The sequence below is a fragment of the Geothrix oryzae genome (genome assembly GCF_030295385.1).
In the GTDB taxonomy this organism is placed as follows: Bacteria; Acidobacteriota; Holophagae; order Holophagales; family Holophagaceae; genus Geothrix; species Geothrix oryzae.
Window position 1 is genome coordinate 979,952 of record NZ_AP027079.1, and the last position, 22,373, is coordinate 1,002,324.

General features: G+C 67.8%; 21 protein-coding genes and 1 pseudogene. 13 read left to right on the forward strand and 9 right to left on the reverse strand.

Annotated features, from left to right (window positions below):
• Positions 1 to 15: 15 nt before the first annotated feature.
• From QUD34_RS04470 to QUD34_RS04490, 5 genes are all read left to right on the forward strand, one after another.
• Complete coding sequence (locus QUD34_RS04470) at positions 16 to 516, forward strand: Fur family transcriptional regulator (protein ID WP_286355399.1); 501 nt, start codon at positions 16 to 18, stop codon at positions 514 to 516.
• Positions 517 to 636: 120 nt separating this feature from the next.
• Complete coding sequence (gene add, locus QUD34_RS04475; protein WP_286355400.1) at positions 637 to 1,704, forward strand: adenosine deaminase; 1,068 nt, start codon at positions 637 to 639, stop codon at positions 1,702 to 1,704.
• A gap of 26 nt (positions 1,705 to 1,730) precedes the next feature.
• Positions 1,731 to 2,726: a DHH family phosphoesterase gene (locus tag QUD34_RS04480; RefSeq protein ID WP_286355401.1), complete on the forward strand. Its 996-nt coding sequence runs from the start codon at positions 1,731 to 1,733 to the stop codon at positions 2,724 to 2,726.
• 107 nt (positions 2,727 to 2,833) lie between these two features.
• Positions 2,834 to 3,493: a GTP cyclohydrolase II gene (gene ribA, locus QUD34_RS04485; RefSeq protein ID WP_286355402.1), complete on the forward strand. Its 660-nt coding sequence runs from the start codon at positions 2,834 to 2,836 to the stop codon at positions 3,491 to 3,493.
• Positions 3,494 to 3,526: 33 nt separating this feature from the next.
• On the forward strand, positions 3,527 to 3,970 hold the full coding sequence (locus tag QUD34_RS04490) for a DUF2721 domain-containing protein (protein ID WP_286355403.1): 444 nt from the start codon (positions 3,527 to 3,529) through the stop codon (positions 3,968 to 3,970).
• A 22-nt stretch (positions 3,971 to 3,992) separates the two neighbouring features.
• On the opposite strand, the gene QUD34_RS04495 is transcribed toward QUD34_RS04490, so the two are convergent.
• On the reverse strand, positions 3,993 to 5,006 hold the full coding sequence (locus QUD34_RS04495; protein ID WP_286355404.1) for a pseudouridine synthase: 1,014 nt from the start codon (positions 5,004 to 5,006) through the stop codon (positions 3,993 to 3,995).
• Positions 5,007 to 5,048: 42 nt separating this feature from the next.
• Positions 5,049 to 5,618, reverse strand: a complete 570-nt coding sequence (pgsA, locus tag QUD34_RS04500; RefSeq protein ID WP_286355405.1) for a CDP-diacylglycerol--glycerol-3-phosphate 3-phosphatidyltransferase — start codon at positions 5,616 to 5,618, stop codon at positions 5,049 to 5,051.
• 91 nt (positions 5,619 to 5,709) lie between these two features.
• Here pgsA and QUD34_RS04505 point away from each other — a divergent pair, with 91 nt between their 5' ends.
• The 3 genes from QUD34_RS04505 to QUD34_RS04515 all read left to right on the forward strand — a co-directional run bounded on the left by QUD34_RS04505 (position 5,710) and on the right by QUD34_RS04515 (position 13,274).
• On the forward strand, positions 5,710 to 5,955 hold the full coding sequence (locus tag QUD34_RS04505; protein ID WP_286355406.1) for a FeoA family protein: 246 nt from the start codon (positions 5,710 to 5,712) through the stop codon (positions 5,953 to 5,955).
• Positions 5,955 to 8,126 carry a ferrous iron transport protein B gene (gene feoB, locus QUD34_RS04510; RefSeq protein WP_286355407.1) on the forward strand — a complete coding sequence of 724 codons (2,172 nt, stop codon included), beginning with the start codon at positions 5,955 to 5,957 and terminating at the stop codon, positions 8,124 to 8,126. The genes QUD34_RS04505 and feoB overlap by 1 nt, the downstream gene beginning before the upstream one ends.
• Before the next feature lie 204 nt (positions 8,127 to 8,330).
• A complete protein-coding gene (locus QUD34_RS04515) occupies positions 8,331 to 13,274 on the forward strand; it encodes an ATP-binding cassette domain-containing protein (RefSeq protein ID WP_286355408.1) in 4,944 nt (1,647 codons plus the stop codon).
• 50 nt (positions 13,275 to 13,324) lie between these two features.
• Here QUD34_RS04515 and QUD34_RS04520 read toward each other — a convergent pair whose 3' ends face one another.
• The 6 genes and pseudogenes from QUD34_RS04520 to QUD34_RS04540 form a co-directional block, all read right to left on the reverse strand.
• Positions 13,325 to 14,287 carry an AraC family transcriptional regulator gene (locus QUD34_RS04520; RefSeq protein ID WP_286355409.1) on the reverse strand — a complete coding sequence of 321 codons (963 nt, stop codon included), beginning with the start codon at positions 14,285 to 14,287 and terminating at the stop codon, positions 13,325 to 13,327.
• 145 nt (positions 14,288 to 14,432) lie between these two features.
• Positions 14,433 to 14,549, reverse strand: a pseudogene (locus QUD34_RS15140) ((R)-mandelonitrile lyase); the annotation flags it as partial.
• Between the two features lie 2 nt (positions 14,550 to 14,551).
• Entirely contained in the window at positions 14,552 to 15,142 is a 591-nt protein-coding gene (locus QUD34_RS04525) for an NAD(P)H-dependent oxidoreductase (RefSeq protein WP_286355410.1), read from the reverse strand.
• A gap of 35 nt (positions 15,143 to 15,177) precedes the next feature.
• Positions 15,178 to 16,173: an aldo/keto reductase gene (locus QUD34_RS04530; protein WP_286355411.1), complete on the reverse strand. Its 996-nt coding sequence runs from the start codon at positions 16,171 to 16,173 to the stop codon at positions 15,178 to 15,180.
• A gap of 105 nt (positions 16,174 to 16,278) precedes the next feature.
• The gene (locus QUD34_RS04535; RefSeq protein WP_286355412.1) at positions 16,279 to 16,818 is read right to left on the reverse strand and encodes a flavodoxin family protein; all 540 of its coding nucleotides are present in this window, start codon (positions 16,816 to 16,818) and stop codon (positions 16,279 to 16,281) included.
• 8 nt (positions 16,819 to 16,826) lie between these two features.
• Positions 16,827 to 17,882: an NAD(P)-dependent alcohol dehydrogenase gene (locus tag QUD34_RS04540; RefSeq protein ID WP_286355413.1), complete on the reverse strand. Its 1,056-nt coding sequence runs from the start codon at positions 17,880 to 17,882 to the stop codon at positions 16,827 to 16,829.
• Between the two features lie 224 nt (positions 17,883 to 18,106).
• Here QUD34_RS04540 and QUD34_RS04545 point away from each other — a divergent pair, with 224 nt between their 5' ends.
• The 3 genes from QUD34_RS04545 to QUD34_RS04555 all read left to right on the forward strand — a co-directional run bounded on the left by QUD34_RS04545 (position 18,107) and on the right by QUD34_RS04555 (position 20,009).
• Entirely contained in the window at positions 18,107 to 18,631 is a 525-nt protein-coding gene (locus tag QUD34_RS04545; RefSeq protein ID WP_286355414.1) for an RrF2 family transcriptional regulator, read from the forward strand.
• A gap of 18 nt (positions 18,632 to 18,649) precedes the next feature.
• Positions 18,650 to 19,561 (forward strand): NAD-dependent epimerase/dehydratase family protein, encoded by a 912-nt coding sequence (locus QUD34_RS04550; protein ID WP_286355415.1) that lies wholly within the window; start codon positions 18,650 to 18,652, stop codon positions 19,559 to 19,561.
• A gap of 73 nt (positions 19,562 to 19,634) precedes the next feature.
• On the forward strand, positions 19,635 to 20,009 hold the full coding sequence (locus QUD34_RS04555) for a pyridoxamine 5'-phosphate oxidase family protein (protein WP_286355416.1): 375 nt from the start codon (positions 19,635 to 19,637) through the stop codon (positions 20,007 to 20,009).
• Between the two features lie 39 nt (positions 20,010 to 20,048).
• Here QUD34_RS04555 and QUD34_RS04560 read toward each other — a convergent pair whose 3' ends face one another.
• Positions 20,049 to 20,915: a helix-turn-helix domain-containing protein gene (locus QUD34_RS04560; RefSeq protein ID WP_286355417.1), complete on the reverse strand. Its 867-nt coding sequence runs from the start codon at positions 20,913 to 20,915 to the stop codon at positions 20,049 to 20,051.
• A 118-nt stretch (positions 20,916 to 21,033) separates the two neighbouring features.
• Here QUD34_RS04560 and QUD34_RS04565 point away from each other — a divergent pair, with 118 nt between their 5' ends.
• Both QUD34_RS04565 and QUD34_RS04570 read left to right on the forward strand, forming a co-directional pair.
• Positions 21,034 to 22,077, forward strand: coding sequence for a PTS fructose transporter subunit IIC (locus QUD34_RS04565; RefSeq protein ID WP_286355418.1), 1,044 nt, complete (start codon positions 21,034 to 21,036; stop codon positions 22,075 to 22,077).
• On the forward strand, positions 22,074 to 22,370 hold the full coding sequence (locus QUD34_RS04570; protein WP_286355419.1) for a PTS fructose transporter subunit IIB: 297 nt from the start codon (positions 22,074 to 22,076) through the stop codon (positions 22,368 to 22,370). Before QUD34_RS04565 ends, QUD34_RS04570 begins: the two co-directional genes overlap by 4 nt.
• Positions 22,371 to 22,373: the final 3 nt, after the last annotated feature.

Genomic DNA, 22,373 nt, shown 5'->3' on the forward strand with positions numbered 1-22,373 from the left:
CCCACCGAGGATCCCATGCGAAAGCAGAAGACCGACCGCCCCGAAGAACAGCAGCGTTTCGAGACCTTCCTGCGCTCGCGCCAGTTGAAGTTGACGGGCGAGCGGCTGGAGCTGGTGGAGGAGGTCTTCGGCCAGGCCCACCATTTCGACGCGGACCAGCTCCACATGGCCTTGAAGCAGAAGGGCAAGGCCATCAGCCGCGCCACCGTCTACCGCACCCTCGACCTGCTGGTGCAGTGCGGGCTGGTGCGGAAGAGCAGCTTCGGCGACCAGCACGCCCACTACGAGGCAGTGCGGAGCGACGAGCATCACGACCACCTGATCTGCCTGAACTGCGACGCCATCATCGAGTTCTTCCGGCCCAAGCTCGAGGCACTCCAGGACACCATCTGCCAGGAATACGGGTTCAAGCCCATGCACCACAGCCACCAGATTTTCGGCCTCTGCAAGGACTGCCAGGCGCTGGAGACCGACGCCCCCACCCTCGCGCACCGGTTGAGCCAGTTGAATGTTTGAATGTTCTCCGGGGGTATGCGCCTAGAAGCCCGGCAGAGCCGGGCTTCGGCTTGTCCCTCGGCCTCATGCCTTCGGTCTCATGGTCGTAGCCCGCGGCCCCGCGAGGCGCTAGGCTAGGCCATGCCGAAACTCACGCTCCAGGATCTTCAGCGCCTTCCCAAGACGGATCTGCATGTTCATCTCGACGGCAGCCTCCGCATCCCCACCATCCTCGAATTGGCCGAACAGCAGAAAGTGAAGCTGCCGGCAGACAGCATGGAGGGCCTGCGCCCCTTCGTGGAGGTCGGCGAGGACTGCAAGTCCCTCGTGGAGTACCTCAGGGCCTTCGATGTGACGCTGTCCGTGATGCAGACCTACGAGAGCCTGGTCCGCACCGCCTTCGAGCTGGCCGAGGATGCGGCCAAGGAGAATGTCCGCTACATGGAGGTGCGGTACAGCCCCATCCTCCATCAGCAGAAGGGGCTCACGCTCCACGCCATCGTCCAGGCGGTGCTCGAGGGGCTGGCCCAGGCGGAGCGGAAGTACAACATCAAGACCGGCGTCATCCTCTGCGGCATGCGCCACATCTCGCCCGACATCTCGCTGCGCCTGGCGGACCTCACCGTGGCCTTCAAGAACAAGGGCGTGGTGGGCTTCGACCTGGCGGGCGCCGAGGAGAACTTTCCCGCCAAGCGCCACAAGGACGCCTTCGGCCGCGTCCTGCAGAACAACATCAACTGCACCTTGCATGCGGGTGAGGCCTACGGTCCCGAGAGCATCCACCAGGCCATCCACCTCTGCGGGGCGCACCGCATCGGCCACGGCGTGCGGCTCATCGAGGATGGCGACCTGCTGAACTATGTGAACGACCACCGCATTCCGCTGGAGTGCTGCCCGTCGAGCAATGTGCAGACCAAGGCCGTGAAGAAGATGGCCGACCACCCGATCCGGCTGTTCTACGACCTGGGCTTGCGTGTCACCGTGAACACGGACAACCGCATGGTCACGGCCACCACGGTGAGCCACGAATTCCAGGTCATCCACGAGGAGCTGAACTTCAACCTCGAGGAGATCAAGGAGCTCATCATCATGGGCTTCAAGAGCGCCTTCCTGCCCTACGCCCTCAAGCGGGCCCTGTTGGCGGAAGTGGTGCACGAGTTGAAGGCCTTCAAGCCGGGCAGTCTGGAGAGCAAACGAGAGCAGCTCTGATATCCTGACTTCCGAGGTCAGGATTCATGCTGGATCGCTTCGCCGATTTTCTCGACCGCCACACCAAGGTCCTTCTCACCACGCACGAGAACCCGGACGGGGACGGCGTGGGCGCGGCGATCGCCCTGGCCGCCCACCTGAAAGGGCAGGGCAAGGCGGTCCGCATCGTGGTGACGCCGGTTCTTCCCGAGAACCTGCGCTTCCTGGATCCCGAGGGCTGGATCGAGGCCTTCGAGCCCGGCGGCGCCCATGGCGACCTGGCCGCCTGGCCCGATGCCTGGCTGCTCATCGACGCCTCGGAACCCCACCGGATGGGGCCGCTCTTCGCGGCGTTCCAGGGCACCGGGGCCGAGCGCGCCTGCCTAGACCATCACCTCAAGGACGCCCCGCAGGGCTTCGACGACGAGTTCACGGATTCCACGGCCAGCGCCAGCACGGAGCTGGTCTACGACCTGGTGCGGCCCCGCCTCGGCGGCGACCTCCCGCCCGTGATGGCCCAGGCCCTCTACGCCGGCATGGTGAGCGACACCGGCAACTTCCGGCACTCCAACACCACGCCGAAGATCCACCATGCCGCGGCTGACCTCATCGCCCAGGGCGTCCACCCCGCCCGGACCTACAACGCGCTCTATCAGACCGCCACGCCCGCCAAGCTCAAGCTCTTCGGCCGGGCCATGGGCGGACTCCAGCTACGGGATGCCGGCCGCTTCGCCTATGTCGCCGTGACCGCGACGGATCTGGCCGCCTGTGGCGCCACGCACGAGGATCTGGACGAGCTGGTGGAGGAACCCCGCAAGCTGTTCGGAGTGGAAGTCGCGGCCCTCTTTTCCGAGACCGCGGATGGCCGCGCCAAGGTCAGCCTGCGCTCCCGCGAGCGGGTGGATGTGAATGCGGTCTGCCGTTTGTTCGGCGGCGGCGGCCACCGCCTGGCTTCGGGCGCGAAGGTCGCGGAGTCCCTGCCGGCCTTCATCGCGCAGGTGGAAACGGCCGTTCAGGCTCAAATGGCGAAGGACATTGTCTAGATTATAAATAAGACATTACCGGGTTGCTCCGAATAGACCCTGGCTTCAGACTTCTTATTCCCCTGGGCGGCATCCAATCGCGTGGACGCACCCCTTCCTGGAATCCCATGACCCCCAAAGAACCCAGCAGCGCCCCGAAGCTCGAACTCTTCTGCAAGCTGCAGGCGGAGAAGGTCCCCTTCATCGCCAAGGCCAATGTCCCGTCCATCTTCGGGAAGTTCACGGTCTACGGCTTCCTGGAGCACGCCACGGGCAAAGAGCACTTGGCGATCGTGGCGGGGGAGATCGACGCCCGGAGGCGCATCCCGGTGCGCATCCATTCCGAATGCTGGACGGGGGATGTGCTGGGCAGCCTCAAGTGCGATTGCCGGCAGCAGCTCGAGGAAGGCCTTCGCCATGTGGCCGAGCATGGCGGCATGGTGCTCTACCTGCGCCAGGAGGGCCGTGGCATCGGCCTCCTGAACAAGCTCAAGGCCTATGCGCTGCAGGAGCAGGGGCTCGACACCGTGGAGGCCAACCACTCCCTGGGCTTCCCCGATGACCTCCGCACCTACGACTGCGCCGTGGAGATGCTGAAGTTCTTCGGCATCACCAAGGTCAAGCTGCTGACCAACAACCCGCGCAAGATCGGCGCGCTGGAATCGGCGGGCATCGAGGTCGAGCGGGAGCGCCACCAGCTGGCTTCCAATCCCCACAACCTGCGGTATCTCAAGACCAAGGCCCGCAAGAGCGGCCACATGCTGGATTTCGAGGAAGAGGCACTCTAGCGGATTCGGCGCTCAGCTGATAGCTATGTAGCCATGCCCGCACCCGTCTCCGACCAGACCATCTACGACATCTCGCATGTCATCCAGCTCTCGGTGGCGCCGGTCTTCCTGCTGACTTCCATCGGGACGATCCTGGGCGTGCTGTCCACGCGGCTGGCCCGCATCGTGGATCGGGCCCGCGCGTTGAAGGACCTGCTCGAGACAGCCTCGGAGGTCCGGATCGCGGCCATCCAGGATGAGATGCACACCCTGGCGCGGCGGCGGAACCTGATCAACCTGGCCATCACCTTCGGCACCACCGCGGCGCTGCTGGTCTGCGTCAGCATCGCCACAGTGTTCCTGGGGGCGGTGATGAAGGCCGGCGTCGCCGGGGCGGTGGCGTCGCTCTTCATCCTGGCCATGGCCGCCTTCGTGGCGGCGCTCGTGTTCTTCCTGCGGGAGATCCTCCTGGCGGTCCGGAGCCTCCACCTGGCCTGAGGTTTAGAGGTCGTAACGACCTCTAAAGGCTCTTGATCGCGGCGATCTCCTGGGGGTTCAGGTAGCGCCAGGCGCCGGGCTTCAGCAGGGGATCGGCCAGGGGGCCGAACTGCACCCGGCGCAGCTTGCTGACGGGGTGGCCCACGGCGGCGAACATGCGGCGGATCTGCTGATTCTTCCCTTCGGTGAGGGTCACCTTCAGCCAGGGGTTGTCGCCCTTCTCCGCGATTTCGATGTGGCAGGGCTTGAGGCGGCGTCCGCTGAGCAGGAAGCCCTCCTGGAATTCCTTGAGGAGCTCAGGCCGGGGATTGCGGTGCACTTTGACGAGGTAGACCTTGGGAATCTCGTGTTCGGGTCCCATGAGCACCTGGGCCAGGGCCCCGTCGTTGGTCATGAGCAGGAGCCCCTCGGAGTTGAAGTCCAGGCGGCCCACCGGGTAGAGCCGGCCCGGTACGCCCTTGAGGAGCGCCATCACGGTGGGGCGACCCTGGTCGTCCCTCACGGTGGTCACATAGCCCTTCGGCTTGTTCATGAGGATGTAGACCGGCGCCTCGCGCTGGATCTCGACCAGGTCCACGGTGATCTCGTCCCGGCGGGAGTCCGCGCAGGCGCCCAGTTCGGTGACGGTCTTCCCGTTCACCTGCACGCGGCCGTCGAGGATGATCTGTTCGCAGGCCCGGCGGCTGGCGATGCCCGCGGCGGCCAGGATCTTCTGCAGGCGCTCCTGGCCGGCCCGGGCAGGACGAGGCGAGGCGCCACCGCTGGGGCGGGACGGCGCGGCCTTGCGCGGGGCCTGCTTGGCCGCGGGCCGGGTCTTGTCGATGGCGGGGCGCCGGGCGGGAGCACCGGAGGTGGGGCGGGCGGTGGGGCGGGCGCCCGCGCTTGAGGATGGGCGGACGGCAGACGAGGACCGGGCCGGACCTGAGGTCGGACGGGCAGGAGCCGAGGTCCGGGTCACGCCGGCGGCCGGGCGGGCGGCGGTTGGCTTGCGGGTGGTGGGCGCGGTGCGGGGCCCCTTCGGGGCGGGCTTTCTCATGGCGGCTCCTTCGGCGTCTCCCGACGCGGAAGGGACAGTCTATCAGGCCACGGGCGTCCGAGTGGCCCGCATGAAGTAGTGGATGCCCGAGGCCAGCACCAGGGCGGCCACCAGCCAGTACATCTCGGGGAGGAAGGGATCCATCCAGGGGCGGTAGCCCAGGGCGTTGAAGAGCAGGCCGAGCGAAACGGCGATCAGCTGCATGGCGGTGCTGAGCTTCCCGAGCAGGCTCGGATGGAACTTGCTGTCGCTGAGTCGATCGACCGAGGCGAACGCGTAGAACGAGATCACCAGATCCCGCGTGATGGCGAGGATGGCCACCCACACGGGGACAGGCGCGGCCATGCCCTGGGTGCGCCAGGCCAGGAGGATAAAGGCCGTGGTCATCAGCAGCTTGTCCGCGGCCGGATCCAGCACGGCTCCCAGGTCCGAGCGCTGGTTGAAGGCCCGGGCGATGAGGCCGTCCAGCAGGTCGGTGAACCCCGCGGCGGCGAAGAGCGCGAAGGCCTGCCAGTGGTGGCCGTACCAGACCGCGATGGCGAAAAAGGGGATCGCCAGGATCCGCAGCAAGGTCAGTGCGTTGGGCAGGGTCAGTGGGCTGGAGGAGGTCATGTCCGGTCTAGTTTAGACGGAGATCACATCCTTTGACTTCGACCTTGTAGCACCCTGAGGCTGAGCTACACTGGATCGTGGAGTTGAGATTATGACTCAAAATCTATCAATCCCCCTGAGCGACCTCCAACCGGGGGACGAGGGGGAGGTCATCCAGGTGCAGGCCCAGGGCCAGATCCGTCAGCGCCTGCTGGAGATGGGCTTCATCCGGGGGGCGCGCCTCCGGGTCGAGAAGCTGGCGCCGCTGGGCGATCCCATGGAACTCGTGATCAAGGGCTACCACCTGTCGCTGCGGCGGGACGAGAGCGCCTGCATCCTCGTCCAGCGGGTGGCCTGATGGCCCTGACCATCGCCCTCGCGGGCAATCCCAACTGCGGGAAGACCACCCTGTTCAACGCCCTCACCGGGGCCCGGCATCATGTGGGCAACTGGCCCGGCGTCACCGTGGAGCGGCGCAGCGGAACCTTCGAACAGGACGGCTCGACCCTGGAGGTGGTGGACCTGCCCGGCACCTACTCCCTGGCTGCCCGCAGCGAGGACGAGCGCGTGGCGGCCCAGTTCCTGGCCTCCCCCGAAGTGGACCTGGTCCTGAATGTGCTCGACGCCTCGAATCTGGAGCGGAACCTCTACCTCAGCACCCAGCTGCTGGAACTCGGCAAGCCCGTGGCCTTCGTCCTGAACATGGTGGACGATGCCGAGAACCGCGGCGTGCGCATCGATGTGCCCGCCCTGGAGACGCTTCTGGGCGGCCCCGTGATCCCGACGGTGGGCAACCGCGAGCAGGGCATCCCCGAGCTGAAGGCCCTGCTGGCCGCCCTGGCCCGGGGGGAATCCACCCGCTGCCGGCGCGTCACGGTGGACTACGGGCACGACATCGAGGGCGAGCTGCGGAAGCTCGAGACCGAGATCTGCCGCGACGAGCTGCTCGAGGCGGCCATGCCCCCCCGCTGGCTGGCCCTCCAGCTGCTGGAGAACAATGCCGATGCCAAGCGCCGGGTGTCGGAGAGCCATGCCAGCGAGGCGATCAGCCAGCAGCTGGCGAAGAGCTTCGCCTTCCTGGAGCCGCACTTGGGCGCCGACGGCGCCACGCTGGTGGCCGAGCGGCGCTACGGCTTCGCCCACGGCCTGGTGAAGGAAGTGGCCACGGCGCCGGACGAGGGCCGGACGCCCACCTCCCGGCTGGATGCCATCCTCACCCACCGCCTGCTGGGCATCCCCATCTTCCTGGGCATCCTGGCCCTGGTGTACTCCGTGTCATTCATCCTGGGGAAGATTCCCCAGGACTGGATCGCGGAGGGCTTCAAGGCGCTGTCCGGCTTCGCGGAGGCCCGCCTGCCCGCGGGCGAGCTGACCAGCCTGCTGGTCGATGGCGTGATCCCCGGCGTGAGCGCCGTGATCGTCTTCGTGCCCGTGATCATGATCCTCATGGGCTGCATCGCCTTCCTGGAGGACACGGGCTACATGGCCCGGGCAGCCTTCATCATGGACCGCCTCATGCATGTCATGGGCCTCCACGGGAAGAGCTTCATCCCCCTCATCATGGGCAGCGGCTGCAATGTGCCGGCCATCCAGGCGGCCCGCACCATCGAAAGCCGGCAGGACCGCCTCATCACGATCCTCGTGACGCCCCTGGTGAGCTGTTCCGCGCGCCTGCAGGTCTACATCGTCATCGCCGGGACCTTCTTCACGCCCTTCAAGGCGGCCCTCGCCATCATCGCCATGCACTTCCTGGGCCTGGGCCTGGCGGTGCTCATGGGCCGGCTGCTCCGCAGCGCCCTGTTCAGCGGGCCCAGCTCCCCCTTCGTGATGGAGCTGCCGCCCTACCGGCTGCCGGTGCTGAAGGCCACGCTCATCCACATGTGGGAGAAGGGCTCGATCTTCCTCACCCGCGCCGGCACCACCATCTTCGCGGGCGCCACGCTGATCTGGTTCATGTCGCGCTATCCCGGCATCGCCAACCGCGAATGGACCCTGGAATACCAGCAGCAGCGCCAGGCCGTATCGGTGCTGGGCCTGCCGCAGGCCGAGTCCGACGAGCGCCTCCGGGCCCTCCAGCTCGCCCATGAGAGCCGCATCGTGAACACCAGCCTCGCCGCCCGGCTGGGCCAGAAGGTGGAGCCCCTGCTGCGGCCCATCCTCGACCCCGACCACAAGCGGGCCGAGGCCTGGAAGGATGTCATCGCGCTCACGGCGGGCTTCGTGGCCAAGGAGATCGTGGTCTCCACCATGGCCGTCATCCACCAGGCCAGCGACGAGCCCAAGGAGGGCGAGCGCCTCAGCCCCCTGCAGGTGGCCCTGCGCGACAACTCCGGCCTGAGCCCCCTCACCGCCCTGGCCTTCATGGTCTTCACCCTGATCTACACCCCGTGCCTGGGCACCATTGCCATGATTCGCCGCGAGGCGGGCAGTTGGGGCTGGGCCGGCTTCACGGTGGCCTACGGGCTGGTGTTGGGCTGGGGGCTGGCCTGGGTCACCGTGGCCGTGGGCCGCGCCTTCGGATTCGCCTGAGGTGGCCATGACCGTCCAGTCCTTCCTCGCAGTCTCAGCGGCAGGTCTCGCGGCCCTCTACTTCCTGCGCGGGGCCGTTCAGGATCTTCGCGGGAGCAAGCCCGGCGGGAGCTGCGGGAAATGCTCGTCGGGCGGCTGCCCGGCCGCTCAGCGGAAATAGGGAACAGGCCCTAGAATCCATGGGTAGAGAAGGTGTGCCCATTGATGGAACGCGGAAACCTGGAGATCGTCGTCCGAGGCGCGGAGGAGCATAACCTCGCGGGTTTCGATGTGCGGATTCCGCGCCGGAGCCTCACGGTCATCACGGGGGTATCCGGCTCCGGCAAGTCCTCGCTCGCCTTCGACACGCTATTCCGGGAGGGCCAGCGCCGCTTCCTGGGCACCCTGCCATCCTACGCCCGCCAGTTCGTGGGCGGGCTCGCGCGGCCGGCGGTGCGGAGCATCGGCGGGCTGGGCCCCGCGGTGGCCGTGGGCCAGCGCGCCAGCCTCGCCAATCCACGATCCACCGTGGGCACCCTCACGGAGGGGTGGGATCTGCTGCGCCTGCTCTTCGCGCGGCTGGGCACGGCACCGGAGGACATCCATCCGACCCGGGGCCTGTTCTCCTTCAACGGCGAGGAGGGGGCCTGTCCCCACTGCAAGGGGCTCGGCGTGGAAGACCGCCTGGACCTGGACCTGCTGGTGGCCGATTCCGCCAAGTCCTTGAGGGAGGGGGCACTGCGGGTCAGCACGCCGAACGGCTACCTCATGTACTCGCAGGTGACGCTCCCAGTGCTGGACACCGTGCTGCAGGCCCACGGCGGATCCGTGGACATCCCCTGGAGGGAGCTGAGCGAGGAGGCGCGCCAGGTGGTGCTCTTCGGCTCCGACCGGCTCAAGGTCCCCTACGGCAAGCATCCTCTGGAGTCGCGCCTGAAGTGGACCGGCATCACGGCCCGGCCGCGCCAGGAGGGCTTCTACCGCGGGCTGGTGCCGGTCATGGAGGAGATCCTGCGCGGCAAGCGCAACGACTCGATCCTCCGCTTCGTCCGGAGCTCCAGCTGCTCCGTCTGCCAGGGCGCACGGTTGCGCCCCGAGGCGCTGGCGGTGACCTGGCGTGGGAAGCGCATCGTGGATCTCGCGGCCATGACGGTGCGCGAACTCCGGGACGATCTGGCGGGGTTCGAGGGCTCACCCGAGGAAGCACCCGTCCTCGGGCCCATCCGGGCCGACCTGCTGGCCCGCTGCGAGCTCCTGCTGGAACTGGGGCTGGGGTATCTGACCCTGGATCGCCCGGCCCCCAGCCTCTCCCGCGGCGAGGCCCAGCGGCTGCGCCTGATCAGCCTGGCGCTGGGGGAGCTGCGGGGCCTGCTGGTGGTCCTGGACGAACCCACGGCCGGCCTCCATCCTCACGAGGTGGGCCGTTTGATCGGGGTGTTGCAGCGCCTCCGGGACCAGGGCCAGACGGTGGTGGTGGTGGAGCACGATGCCCTCGTGGCCCGCGCCGCCGATTGGCTGATCGACCTGGGGCCCGGACCCGGGCGGGAGGGTGGGCAGCTGCTGTGGAGCGGCCCGCCTTCCGAGTTCCTGGCGCGAAAGGCCGAGGGGCCTCCCACGCCCACGCAGACCTGGCTGACGACAGGGCTGGCGACCGGGCCGGCGGAAACCGAGGCCGTGCCCCCGGGCCGACTCTGCGCCGACCAGGGAACTCTGCGCGTGGAGGGCCTGAGCCGGAACAACCTCCAGAACCTCTCCCTGGAGCTGGAGCCGGGTGCCCTCCATGTGATCTCCGGGGTGTCCGGGGCGGGCAAGACCTCGCTGCTCGAGGAAGTGGTGGCGCGCATTCGGGCAGGCCAGGTTCCCGGCGCCGCCTTCCGCCGCATCGTCCAAGTGGACGCCGATCCGATCGGGCGCACACCCCGCTCCAATGCGGCGACCTACACGGGGGCTTTCGACCTCATCCGCGACCTGTTCGCGGCCACGGCCGAGGCCAAGGCGCGGGGGCTGGGCAAGGGGCATTTCTCCTTCAACACGGCCGGGGGCCGCTGCGAGGCCTGCGAAGGCGCGGGCGTTCAGGAAGTCGGCATGCGGTACCTGGGCAGCGTGGACCTGGTCTGTGACCTCTGCGGGGGGCGGCGCTTCCATCCCGAGGTTCTGGCGGTGCGGTACCGGGACCGGAACATGGCGGACCTCCTGGAGGGGAGCATCGCCGAGGCCGCGGACCTCTTCGCGGACCACCCGAGGCTCCATCGCGTCCTCGATGCGCTTGTGAAGGTGGGGCTGGGCTACCTGCCCCTGGGCCAGCCCGCCACGACGCTGTCCGGCGGCGAGGCCCAGCGGGTGAAGCTGGCCACGGAACTGGGCAAGGCCGACAAGGGCCCGGCCCTCATCGCCCTGGACGAACCCACCACGGGGCTCCACGCCGCCGATGTCGCGGTGCTCCTGGCCGCCTGGGACCACCTGCTCGCGGCGAGCCATACGCTGTTGGTGGTGGACAACGACCGGGAGGTGGTGCGTCGCGCGGACCGCGTGCTGGACCTCGGACCCGGGGGCGGCCCCGAGGGGGGGCGTGTGGTGGTCTCGGGCCCTCCGGCCGCCATCGCCGCGTGTCCGGAATCGCTCACGGGCGCCGCGCTGCGGGAGGCCCTGCCGCCCCTGGTCCCGACCGCCATCCGCGAGGACGATCCACCCATCGAGCTGCTGGGGGTGCGGACCCACAACCTCCGGAATCTCGACCTGGTCATCCCTGCGCAGGGCCTGACCGTGGTGACCGGGCCTTCCGGATGCGGCAAGTCCTCGCTGGTCGTCGATACGCTCCTGGCCGAGGCCCAGAACCGCTTTGCGGACCTGGTCTCCCCCTGGGCGCGGCGCCTCCTGCCGCGGAAGGGCGGTGCCGAGCTGGATGCCGCCCGCGGGCTCCAGGCGGCCGTGGCGGTTCCCCAGCGGATGGGACGCCGGAATCCCCGCTCCACGGTGGGCACCGTCACCGAGCTGGACGAGCTGCTCCGCCTCCTGTTCGCTCGGGCCGGCGGGCGCCCCTGTCCCACCTGCGGGGCCCTGGCCCAGGGCGACCGCTGCGGCTGCGGGCAGGGGCTCCCCGGGCTCTGGGCCTCGGATTTCTCGCCTCATTCCGAGCGCGGCGCCTGCCCGTCATGCCGAGGATTGGGTTTCCTCCAGCGCTGCGATCCCGAGCGGCTGGTGAGCCACCCGGATCGCCCTCTGGACGCGGGCGCCATGGACGGCTGCCGTTTCGGCGCCTACCTGGGAGAGGCGGACGGACAGTTCGTGGCCACCCTCCGGCGCGCCGCGGAAGGGGCCGGACTCGACCTCGGGCGGCCCTGGCGGGAGTTGGGCCCCGAGGAACGCCGGCTGGCCATGTTCGGCACGGGCGGCGTGGTGCACGAGGTGGCCTGGCACTACCGGCGGGGGAAGGTGGCGGGCGTGCACCGGCTCCAGACGGCGTGGGTCGGTTTCGCGACCCTGGTGGATCGGGAATACGAGCGGATCCATGCCGATCCCAAGGGGGAAGAGCTGGAGGTCCTCCTGGTGGACAGTCCCTGTCCAGAGTGCGGGGGGGAGCGGCTGAAGGCGGTCGCCCGGAGCGTCTGTTTCGGCGGACTCCGGTTCCCCGAGGCTGCGGGATCGTCCATCGACCAGGCTCTCGGCTGGCTGGGAGGGCTGGACATCCAGGGGCTTTCCCCGCGGATGGCTTTGCTCACGCACGACCTCCGGGAAGACCTCCGCCGGCGGCTCCAGGCCCTCGCGGATGCTGGCCTGGGGTACCTGTCCGTGCCGCGGGAGATGGCGAGCCTCTCGGGCGGCGAGGCCCAGCGCGTGCGTTTGGCGGCCGCCCTGGACGGGGGTCTCGTGGGGGTCACCTACATCCTGGATGAGCCCTCTCGGGGGCTCCACGCACGGGACATCCAGCGTCTGGGCGGCGTGCTGCGGAAGCTCGCGGAGGCCGGCAACGCGGTCGTGGTGGTCGAGCACGAGAGCGCCCTCATCGCCGCGGCCGACCAGATCCTCGAATTGGGACCCGGGGCCGGGCCGGAGGGAGGGCGCCTCCTCGCCGCGGGCACGCCGGAGGATCTGAAGCGGCTCCCGGGATCCCGCACCGGCGCCCAGCTCCGCCGCTCCCGCGCCGCCGCCGGCGGGCAGGTCGGGGCACCTTGGAATCCGGCTGTCCGGGTGCGGGGGGCCAGCCGCCACAACCTCCAGGGCATCGATGTGGCCTTCCCGGCCGGTGCGCTGGTGGGGGTGACGGGTGTATCCGGAAGCGGGAAATCGACCCTCGTGCAGGAAGTGCTCGCCCCCTCGCTGAGGCATCACCTGCAGGGGCGGGGCCCCGTAGGCTGCGAGAGCATCGCGCTGACCACGGACATCGGGGAGGTGATCACCGCGAATCAGGAGGGCATGGGCCTGGCGGGCCGGAGTACGGTCCTCACCCTCTCGGGCCTGAGCGAGGTCCTCCGCAGGCGCTATGCGGCAACGCCCCAGGCCAAGGCCTTGAAGCTCTCGGCGAGGCATTTCTCCACCGCCGCTCCGGGCGGCCGCTGCGAGGCCTGTGAAGGCCGGGGCGTGATCACCGTGGCCATGGATCTGCTGCCGGATATCACCGTGGGCTGCGAGGCCTGCCAGGGTCGGCGCTTCCAGCCCGAGGTGCTGGCATGCCGGGTGGCGGGCCGTTCCATCGCCGAGACGATGGAGGCCAGCGTGGCGGAGCTGATGGAGCCGTTCGCCCAGGACGCTCCAGTGGGCAGGTCTCTCGCGGCGCTGCACGAGGTGGGCCTGGGCTATCTGCGGCTGGGCCAGGAGGGGGGCACTCTGTCGGAGGGTGAGCGCCAGCGCCTCCGGCTGGCGGGCCTGCTGGCCGCGCCCAGGAAGGGAAGGGTCGCCCTCCTGCTGGACGAGCCGACGCGCGGGCTGGGCTTCGAGGATGTGGACCGCCTGCTGGCCGCGCTGCGCCGGTTGGCGGGGGAAGGCCATCTCGTCGTGGCGGTCGAACACGACCTGGATTTCATCGCTGCCTGCGATTGGCTGATCGATCTGGGCCCCGAGGGCGGCGCCGCCGGAGGGCGCGTGGTGGTCGAGGGATCGCCCGAACAGGTGGCCGCCTGTGTGAACTCCTTCACGGGGCAGGCCCTGGCGATCCTCCCCACAGGCGGGTGAGCCTGCTCCCCTTGGCGGTCTCGACGGTCCGTTCCAAGGGTGGAGATGCGCTAATTTCCCGCGGAGGGTTTGTCCACGCCGGCCTTTTGGAGAAGCAGCGCAATGTCCCGGGTGGGGGCATTCCCGAAGTAGCGGCCGTACTCCCGGGTGAACTGGGAAACACTCTGGTAGCCGACTTGGCGGCCCGCGCTTCCGGCGTCGAGCTTCGTCAGCAGCATGAGGCGCCGGGCCTCCTGCAGGCGCAGCGCCTTCTGGTACTGCAGGGGGCTCATGTCGGTGACAGCCTTGAAGTGCTGGTGGAAGGAGGAAGGGCTCATGTGGACCAGCGTGGCGAGGCGCTCGACATCCAGCGGTTTGTCGAAGTTGGAACGGACCCACGACACCGCCTTGGAGATCCGATGGACCTTGCTCTCCTCCTGGCCGATCATCGCGAGCCGCCGGCCGAGGGAGCTTCGCAGCAGCCGGATCAGGATCTCGTCCATGACCAGGGGCGCGAGCAGGTCGGACTCCCCGGGCTGGGACGCGAGCTCCATGAGCCGCACGACCGCGTTGATCACATGCTCATCCACCTGATCCACGCAGATGGCATGGCCGTCGTCCCGCTTCGGCAGGCCAAGGGGGTAGACCCTGGCCGTCAGGTCGGCGATGCGGGCAGGGTCGAGGTCCAGCCGAAGGCCAAGGTAGGGCGCATCCAAGCTGGCCTGGGTGACCTGGGCGGTGATGGGGACATCCACGGAATAGACCAGCATGCGCGAGGCGTCGTACTCGTAGATCTCCTTCCCGAGGATGACCCGCTTGGCGCCCTGGGCCACCATGCACAGGGCCGGCTGCATCACGGCGTGGTGCATCTCCTTCTCGATGCGGGAGGCCTTGGATGCATGGACGCCCGAAAGCCGGAGGTCGAAGGTTCCGTCGTAGGGGGCATGGGCCATCAACAGGCGCGCGAGCTTGGCCAGATCGGTCAGGCCTTCTTCCAGATCCGTGGTGCGGGGAGCGGCATGCATTCTGGTCATGGAGAGTGTCCGTAGAACGACAACGGTTGTGGTGGGATTTTCGTTCCCGCAGGGTCCCTTGTGAATGAGCGCCCGGCGGTGGCGCCTGGATCGTGGGGCCAGCGGGAGGGCTGAGACCTTACCACGACCGCCTGGGGGCCCGGGCTTAGGTCGGTGGGTACTGCGCATGGCTGACCTTCTCCAACCAGTCGACCATTTTGCCCTGGCCCTGCTCCTGGATGGCGACATGGGTCATGGCCGTCGTGGGTGCGGCTCCGTGCCAGGTCACAGGCAGTGCTTCTCCAGATGGGAGCTGTAGTCTTCCAGCGCACGCGGGATGTCGGGGGTCTTGAAGATGTCGAACACCCCGAAATCCGGGAGAATGTCGAATCCGATGAACTTGTAGTTCGAGGTGATGTGGAGGAACAGGTCCGCCGTCCCCTTGCCGCCGTATAGAAGGCTGTTGGGGTTATCAAAGGTTTCTTTCGGCGCATTCCAGGTGGCGGAGACCATGAACTTCTTTCCCTGCATGTGGCCGCCCGTGCCGTACTGCCGGGTCGGGTCCTGGCGGGTGCGGCCATCACCTTCGAGCAGGGTCTTGGTGGTCAGTCCCAGGTTGAAGACCTCATCCACATATTTCTTGTAGATCCACGGCGCGGAGAACCAGTTGACGGGCGTCTGGAGGATGACCAGATCGGCCGACGCATGCTTTTGGACTTCTTCTTCCGGCTCATAGCCGCGCTCAACAAAGGTCTCCGTGACCAGATGCCCGCGTTCGACGAAGAACGCCTTGGCGTGACCCATGAAGGCGAGGTTCAGCTTGCCCTCGGACCAACCGGGATAGGAAAGGTGGGCGTTGATGAGGAGTACTTTCATGGGTCTGTCTCCATCGTTTCCTGGGTTCATGTCGGTCAGCGGCCCACCAGCTTCTGCAGGTGCTCCGGATACCGGGCGCCCTGCAATTCGACCTTGGAGGCGGCGGCATCGATGGCCTTCAGATCCTGGGCGGTGAGTTCGAGGGCGGCGCCCCCAAGGTTTTCTTCGAGCCGATGGAGCTTGGTGGTGCCCGGGATCGGGACGATCCAGGGCTTCTGGGCCAGCAGCCAGGCCAGCGCGAGCTGGGCGGGGGTTGCGCCCTTCGCCGCCGCGAGGGCCTTGAGTACCTCCACCAGGGCGAGGTTCGCCTTGCGGGCCTCGGGGGTGAAGCGCGGCACGACATTGCGGAAGTCCGTGGGATCGAAGGTGGTGGTCTCGTCGATCTTCCCCGTGAGAAATCCCTTGCCCAGGGGGCTGAAGGGGACGAAGCCGATGCCCAGCTCTTCCAGCGTGGGGATGATCTCCGCCTCCGGCTCGCGCCAGAACAGCGAGTATTCGCTCTGGAGGGTGGCCACGGGCTGAACGGCGTGGGCCCGGCGGATGGTGTTCACGCCGGCTTCTGACAGGCCGAAGTGCTTGACCTTGCCCTGCCCGATGAGCTCCTTCACGGCGCCCGCCACCTCCTCGATGGGCACCTCAGGATCCACGCGGTGCTGGTAGAAGAGGTCGATGGCGTCCACCCGCAGGCGCTTCAGGGACGCCTCGGCCACGGCCTTGATGCGCTCGGGACGGCTGTTCAGGCCGCCGGGATTCTGACCCGTCACCTGGTCAATCGCGAAGCCGAACTTCGTGGCAATGGCCACTTTCCCCTTGAAGGGGGCCAGGGCCTCACCCACCAGCTCCTCGTTGACCCAGGGGCCATAGACCTCGGCCGTGTCGAAGAAGGTGATCCCCTTCTCCGCGGCGGCCCGGATCAGGGCGATGCCTTCCTGTTTGTCGACGGCGGGGCCGAGGCCGAAGCTCAGGCCCATGCAGCCCAGGCCGAGGGCGGAAACATTCAGGCCGTGGGTGCCGAGGGTTCGCATCTTCATGGTGGTTCTCCTTGTCAGATGGGTGGATCAGGACGCCTGGCGGAGGCCTAGGCTGCGTGGAGGATCTGGGGCATGGAATGTCTCCTTGCGGGAAGGCGCGGACCCCTAGAGGGACAGGCCCATCTGGTAGGCCTCTTTCACGGCGGGGCTGCCCTTGATGTCCCCCACCTCCCAGGCGCCGGTGCCGTAGATGACGCCCTTCTCCTGGGCCCCGTCGAGACAGGAGGTGAAGCCCCGGAAACCTTCGAGGGTGCGGTGCATGGCCTTCTTGTTGCCGTCGGCGGCGGCCAGGATGAAGTAGAACTCCTTGTTCGAGATCTCCTGGTACCGGGCGCAGGTGCGGTCGATGAGGGTCTTCATCTGGGCGGCCATGCTGTAGAAGTAGACTGGCGTGGCCATGACGATGGCATCGGCATGCACCATCTGATCGAGCACCTTCGCCATGTCGTCCTTCTGGGAGCACTGCTTCGCCCCCTTGGTGCAGGCGCCGCAGCCGGTGCAGTAGCCGATGGTCTTGTCTCGGAGGAAGACCTTCTCGGCCGCATGGCCACCCTCCAGGGCGCCCGCGAGGAAGCGGTCGCAGAGCGTGTCCGAGTTGCCGCCCTTCCGAGGGCTGGAGGACAGGATGAGCACCTTCTTCTTCATGGGTCGCCTCAGCCCTTCAGAGAGGCCAGGTCGAGCACGAAGCGGTACTTCACATCGCTCTTCAGCAGGCGCCCGTAGGCGGCGTTGATCTCCTGCACGCCAATGACTTCCACATCGGACACGATGCCGTGCTCACCGCAGAAATCCAGCATCTCCTGGGTCTCTTTGGTGCCGCCGATGAGGGAGCCTGCCACGGACTTCCGGCCCAGCACCATGGGCGTGGTGTTCAGCAGAGGCTCCAGCCCGCCCAGGTAGCCCACCAGCACCAGGGTGCCGTCCGTGGTCAGGGAGGGGAGGTAGGGGTTCAGGTCGTGGATGTAGGGGACGGTGTCCACGATCAGGTCGAAGCGGTCCGAGACGGCGGCCATCTGGGCGGGGTCCGTGGACAGCACGATGTGGTCCGCGCCCAGCCGACGGGCATCGGCCTCCTTGCCCTTGGAGCGGGTGAACAGGGTCACCTCGGCGCCCAGGGCCTTGGCCAGCTTCAGGCCCATGTGGCCGAGGCCACCCAGACCGACCACGGCCACCTGGCTGCCCTTACCGACCTTCCAGTGCCGGAGGGGCGACCAGGTGGTGATGCCGGCGCAAAGCAACGGCGCGGCGCCCTTCAGATCCATCCCCTCGGGGACCTTCAGCACGAAGCGGTCGGACACCACGATCTGGTCCGAGTAGCCGCCCTGGGTGGGGGTGTGGTCGTGGCGATCCTGGCCGCCGTAGGTGAAGGTGGAGCCTTCCTTGCAGTACTGCTCCTCGCCCTTGTCGCAGGGCTTGCAGTGCCGGCAGGAATCCACCATGCAACCCACGCCGACCGCATCGCCGGTCTTGAAGCGGGTCACCTGGGCGCCCACCTCGCGGACGCGGCCGATGATCTCGTGGCCGGGAACGATGGGGTACGAGGTCCAGCCCCAGTCGTTCCGGGCGGTGTGCAGGTCCGAGTGGCAGACCCCGCAGTACAGGATGTCGATGACCACATCGTCCGGGCGCGGATCGCGCCGCTCGAAGCGGAAGGGGGCCAGGTCCGAAGTGGCGGACTGCGCAGCGTAGCCGAGAGTGTTCAGGGGCATGGTTCCTCCGGTCCAGGGCCGACTCACCGACCACCGGTCACAGAAGGAAGTCTAGGAAGCGGGCCGGGGCCCGGCTTGCCCATTCCTCTGAAATCCTTTCCCAATCCTGCACATGAGCGGCCAGGGACCCCTTCGCCTCCTTCCCACTCTCCCGGAAGGGGCCTTGACGCACGGAGGGCGTCCAATCAAACTACACCCCATGAGGTGCTAGTTTGAATTCGTCCATGTATGGTGCCGGTGCCGAGTACGCCCTGCACTCGCTGCTCATCCTTGCGACTCAGCCGGAGTCGGTCAGCGTGCGGGACCTTGCCACCTATCAAAAGATTCCCGAACGGTTCCTTGCGAAGCTCTTTACACGCCTCAAAAAGGCGGGCCTCGTGGAAAGCCTCGAAGGCGTTTCCGGCGGCTTTGCGCTCGCCCGCCCGGCCGGGGAGATTCGGGTGATGGAGGTGCTGGCGGCGGTGGATCCGGACCGGACCTTGTTCGCCTGTGCCGAGATCCGCAGTCAGTGCGCCCTCTTTGACGCCACGGCCCCCGAATGGGCCACCGCGGGAACCTGCCGGATCCATGGCTTCATGCTCGACGCCGAGCGCGTGCTGCAGGACTTCCTCGCCTCGAAAACGCTGGCGGATCTGGCTTGCGAATTCAAGCGCAAGGCCCCGAAGGCATTCACCCGGGACACGGGAACCTGGTTCCAGCAACGCAAGAACACTCGGATTCGACGGCATCCCATCAACCAGAACAGTTGATCCACAGGAGAAAACAACATGAATGTATTCGTCGCGGGAGCGAGTGGGGCCATCGGCCTGCCCCTGGTTGCCGCCCTGGTTCGCCAGGGCCATGCGGTGACGGGCATGACCCGTTCTGAGGTCGGAGCGAATAGCCTGCTGGCCCTGGGTGCCAAGGTCGCCCGGGTGCGCGCCTTTGATGCGCCCGCATTGGAACAGGCGCTGCGGGAGGCGGAGGCTGAAGTCGTCATCGATGAGCTGACGGCGCTACCTAAGGACCCGGCGGAATACGGCGCGGCCTTTCCCGGGGATCGCCGGCTGCGACTCGAGGGCGGCGGCAACCTGCACCGTGCCGCCCAGGCCTGCGGCGTCCGACGCTACATCCAGCAGGCCAGCGGCTTCTTCTTGCGCGTGGAGGCAGGACTGGCCGACGAATCCGCACCCCTTGCAGTCGATGCCAGCCCGGGAATCGCCGCAGGGGCCCAGATGTACGCCGAGATCGAATCGCGGCTGCAGCACCGCTCGGGAAAGATGGAAGGCGTCCTCCTGCGCTACGGGTTCTTCTATGGCCCGAACACCTGGTACCACCCGGAGGGCGCCACCGGAGCCAGCGTTCGCCGGGGGGAATTCCCTGTCATCGGCCAGGGGGAAGGTGTCTGGTCCTTCGTGCATGTCGACGACGCGGCCCTGGCCACGGTCGCGGCCTTGGCGGCCGATCCGGGCACCTACCATGTGGTCGATGACCATCCCGCCCCGGTCCATGCCTGGCTGCCGGAGTTCGCCCGCTGGGTCGGCGCGCCGCCTCCGCCCCACTGCACTGAATCTGAGGCGTTGGAGAACGCCGGCCCGGATGCGCTGTATTTCGGTACGAAGCTCTGTGGCGCCACCAATGCGAAGGCCAAGCAGGCCCTGAATTTCCGCCCCCGCCGCCCGGAATGGCTCCAGGCTTGAGCTCAGGCAGACGCACGAAAACTTTTCACTCCAAGAGATCAATCCGCTCTACCCCTCATGCCAGGAGGCAGTCATGGTCATCCCCGAAAAACTACTGGAAGTCTTGAAGCAGGATGGGGTGGTCGCCATCGCCACCCTGGGCCAGGACGGGCCCCACATGGTCAACACCTGGAACAGCTATATCCGCCTGACGGAAGATGGGCGGCTGCTGATCCCGGCCGGCTACATGCAGCAGACCGAAGCCAATGTCGCCTTCAACCACCAGGTGCTGGTCACCCTGGGGAGTGCCAAGGTGGCAGGCCGGCATGGCCCCGGAACCGGCTTCCTGATCAAGGGCCAGGCGGCCTTCCTGGCCTCTGGACCCGATTTCGAAACGCTGAAGGCCAAGTTCGCCTGGGTCAGGGCCACGCTGGCCATCACCCCTGAATCCATCACCCAGACCCTTTGATCCATGGGGGCCTCCCCGGACTGCGCCTACCGATGAGGGTCAAGGCGCATCCCGGATCACGGCCTCGGCCTGGGTTTCCTCGCCCAATTGCTGGCGCCTCCAGACCGTGGGAGAGAACCCTGTCTCCTTGCGGAACCTGCGGGCGAAATAGGCCTGGGAGCTGAAGCCCAGGCGTTCAGCGATGGTGCCTACCGGGAGGCTCGTATCGCTGAGCAATTGGCAGGCCCGGTCGAGTTGCTGCAGAAGGCGATAGCGCTGGGGGGTCAGGCCCGTGTGGTTGCGGAAGCTTCTGCGGAACCAGGAGTAGCTGACTCCCAGGTCCCCGGAAAAAGTCTCCAGTCCCATCCGGCTCCGCTCCGGATCCCCAAGCAGCCGGTAGGCGTCCTGGATGAGGCCTTGCTTTCGGCCGAGTTCACTGCCGGTGCGGTTGGCGCATTCCAGGCGGGCGAGCAGGTTTCCGAGCACCCCGGCCATCAGGCGCCCTGAATCCGGCCCAGGAGCCTTGGCCAATTCCATCAGCTTCACCAGAAGGCCCAAGAGGCTTTCATCGAATCCCGCCCGGATCACCCGTGGAAGCACGCCGAAGAAGCCCGCCTCCTCCCACCGTTCCATCCAGGCGCCGCCGAAATCCACCTGGTGGATGCGACAGGTCTGGTCGGGGTCGGGCACCAGGTTCCCCCCGCTGGAAGCCGAGGACAGGACCACATCCCCGGCTTCGACCCGCTGGCGCCGGCGGCCTGGCGCCACCAGGATGGCGGCGCCCCGCACGACCCATCTCAGGCGCCAGCGTCCCGGGGGCAGTCCCGGTTGATCCTCTCCCGAGGCCACGGCGCTCACATAGAGCCCCCAAGCCTCGTCCAGGTGGGTCGACGGGATTCTCCAGACGGTGGCATGGGATTCGGGCACGGGGCGACTCCGGACGCACTCATGATGGTGCCAAAAAGTGTAAATGAACGGACAGAACTCCCCCTTTTTGAGAGGCCATCCCGGCGACTACGCTGTCAGCGAGTCCTCAGGAGCCGACATGCACGCGAGCCTTCAGCGCCTGAAGACCTACCTGCTCTGCGGCGTCTCCCATGTGATCCCCTTCGTGGCCTGCGGCGGCATCCTCATCGCCGTGGCCATCGCCTTCGCCCCCATGCGGCCCGGTACCGGCCCGGACTTCAGCCAGGCCCCGACCCTGAAGGTGATCATGGACATCGGCCTGGCCGCGTTCTCCCTGGTGGTCCCCGTGCTGGCGGGCTACATCGCCTTCGGCATGGCCGACCGTCCGGGCCTGGTGCCCGGCTTCGTGGGCGGCTTCATCTCCAATGCGGTGGGGGCCGGGTTCCTGGGGGGGCTCGCGGCGGGCCTCCTGGCGGGCGGCGTGGTCCTGCTGTTGAGGCGGCTGCCGATCCACCGGCTGCTGCGGCCCATCATGCCCATCCTGGTGATCCCCGTGCTGTCCTCCCTGGTGGTGGGTCTGATCATGTACGGCCTGCTGGGGGCGCCCATCAAGGGACTCATGGCCTGGCTGGCCCAGGCGCTCCAGAACCTGGGCAGCGGCAACCAGGTGCTCCTCGGCCTGGTGCTGGGCGCCATGATCGCCTTCGACATGGGCGGGCCCGTGAACAAGGCGGCCTTCTTCTTCGGGGTGGCCATGATCAGGGAGGGCCATGTGGGCGTCATGGGCGCCTGCGCCGCCGCCATCTGCATCCCCCCCCTGGGCCTGGGCCTGGCGACGCTGCTCGCACCCCACCGCTGGTCGGACAGTGAGCGCGAGTCGGGCCTCGCGGCCCTGGCCATGGGCGCCATCGGCATCACGGAAGGGGCCATCCCCTTCGCCGCCGCCGACCCCGTCCGCGTGATCCCCACCATCATGGGCGGCTCCGCCCTGGGTGCCGTCATCGCCATGCTGGGCAGCGTGGGGGACCATGCGCCCCACGGCGGATTGATCGTCCTGCCCGTGGTGGAGCACCGGCTCTGGTACCTCGCCGCGATCGCCATCGGCACCCTGGCCGTCGCCGTAACCCTCAACCTCCTGCGGGCCCCCGCCCGCTCCGCCCAGCCTTCCGTGGAGGCCCCATGAAGATCCTCGCCATCACGGCTTGCCCCACCGGCATTGCCCATACCTACATGGCCGCCGAGCAGCTGGAACGCACGGGCAAGCAGCTCGGCCATGCCATCAAGGTGGAGACGCAGGGCGCCATGGGCATCGAGAACCGGCTGACCGAAGCGGATGTGGCGGGCGCCGACGCCGTCATCCTGGCCTCGGACCTGCCCGTGCAGGGTCGGGAGCGCTTCGCCGGCATCGCCCGGATCCTCGAGGTTCCCGTGCAGCTGGCCATCAAGAACCCGGCCGAGATCTTCGCGCGTCTCTAGGGC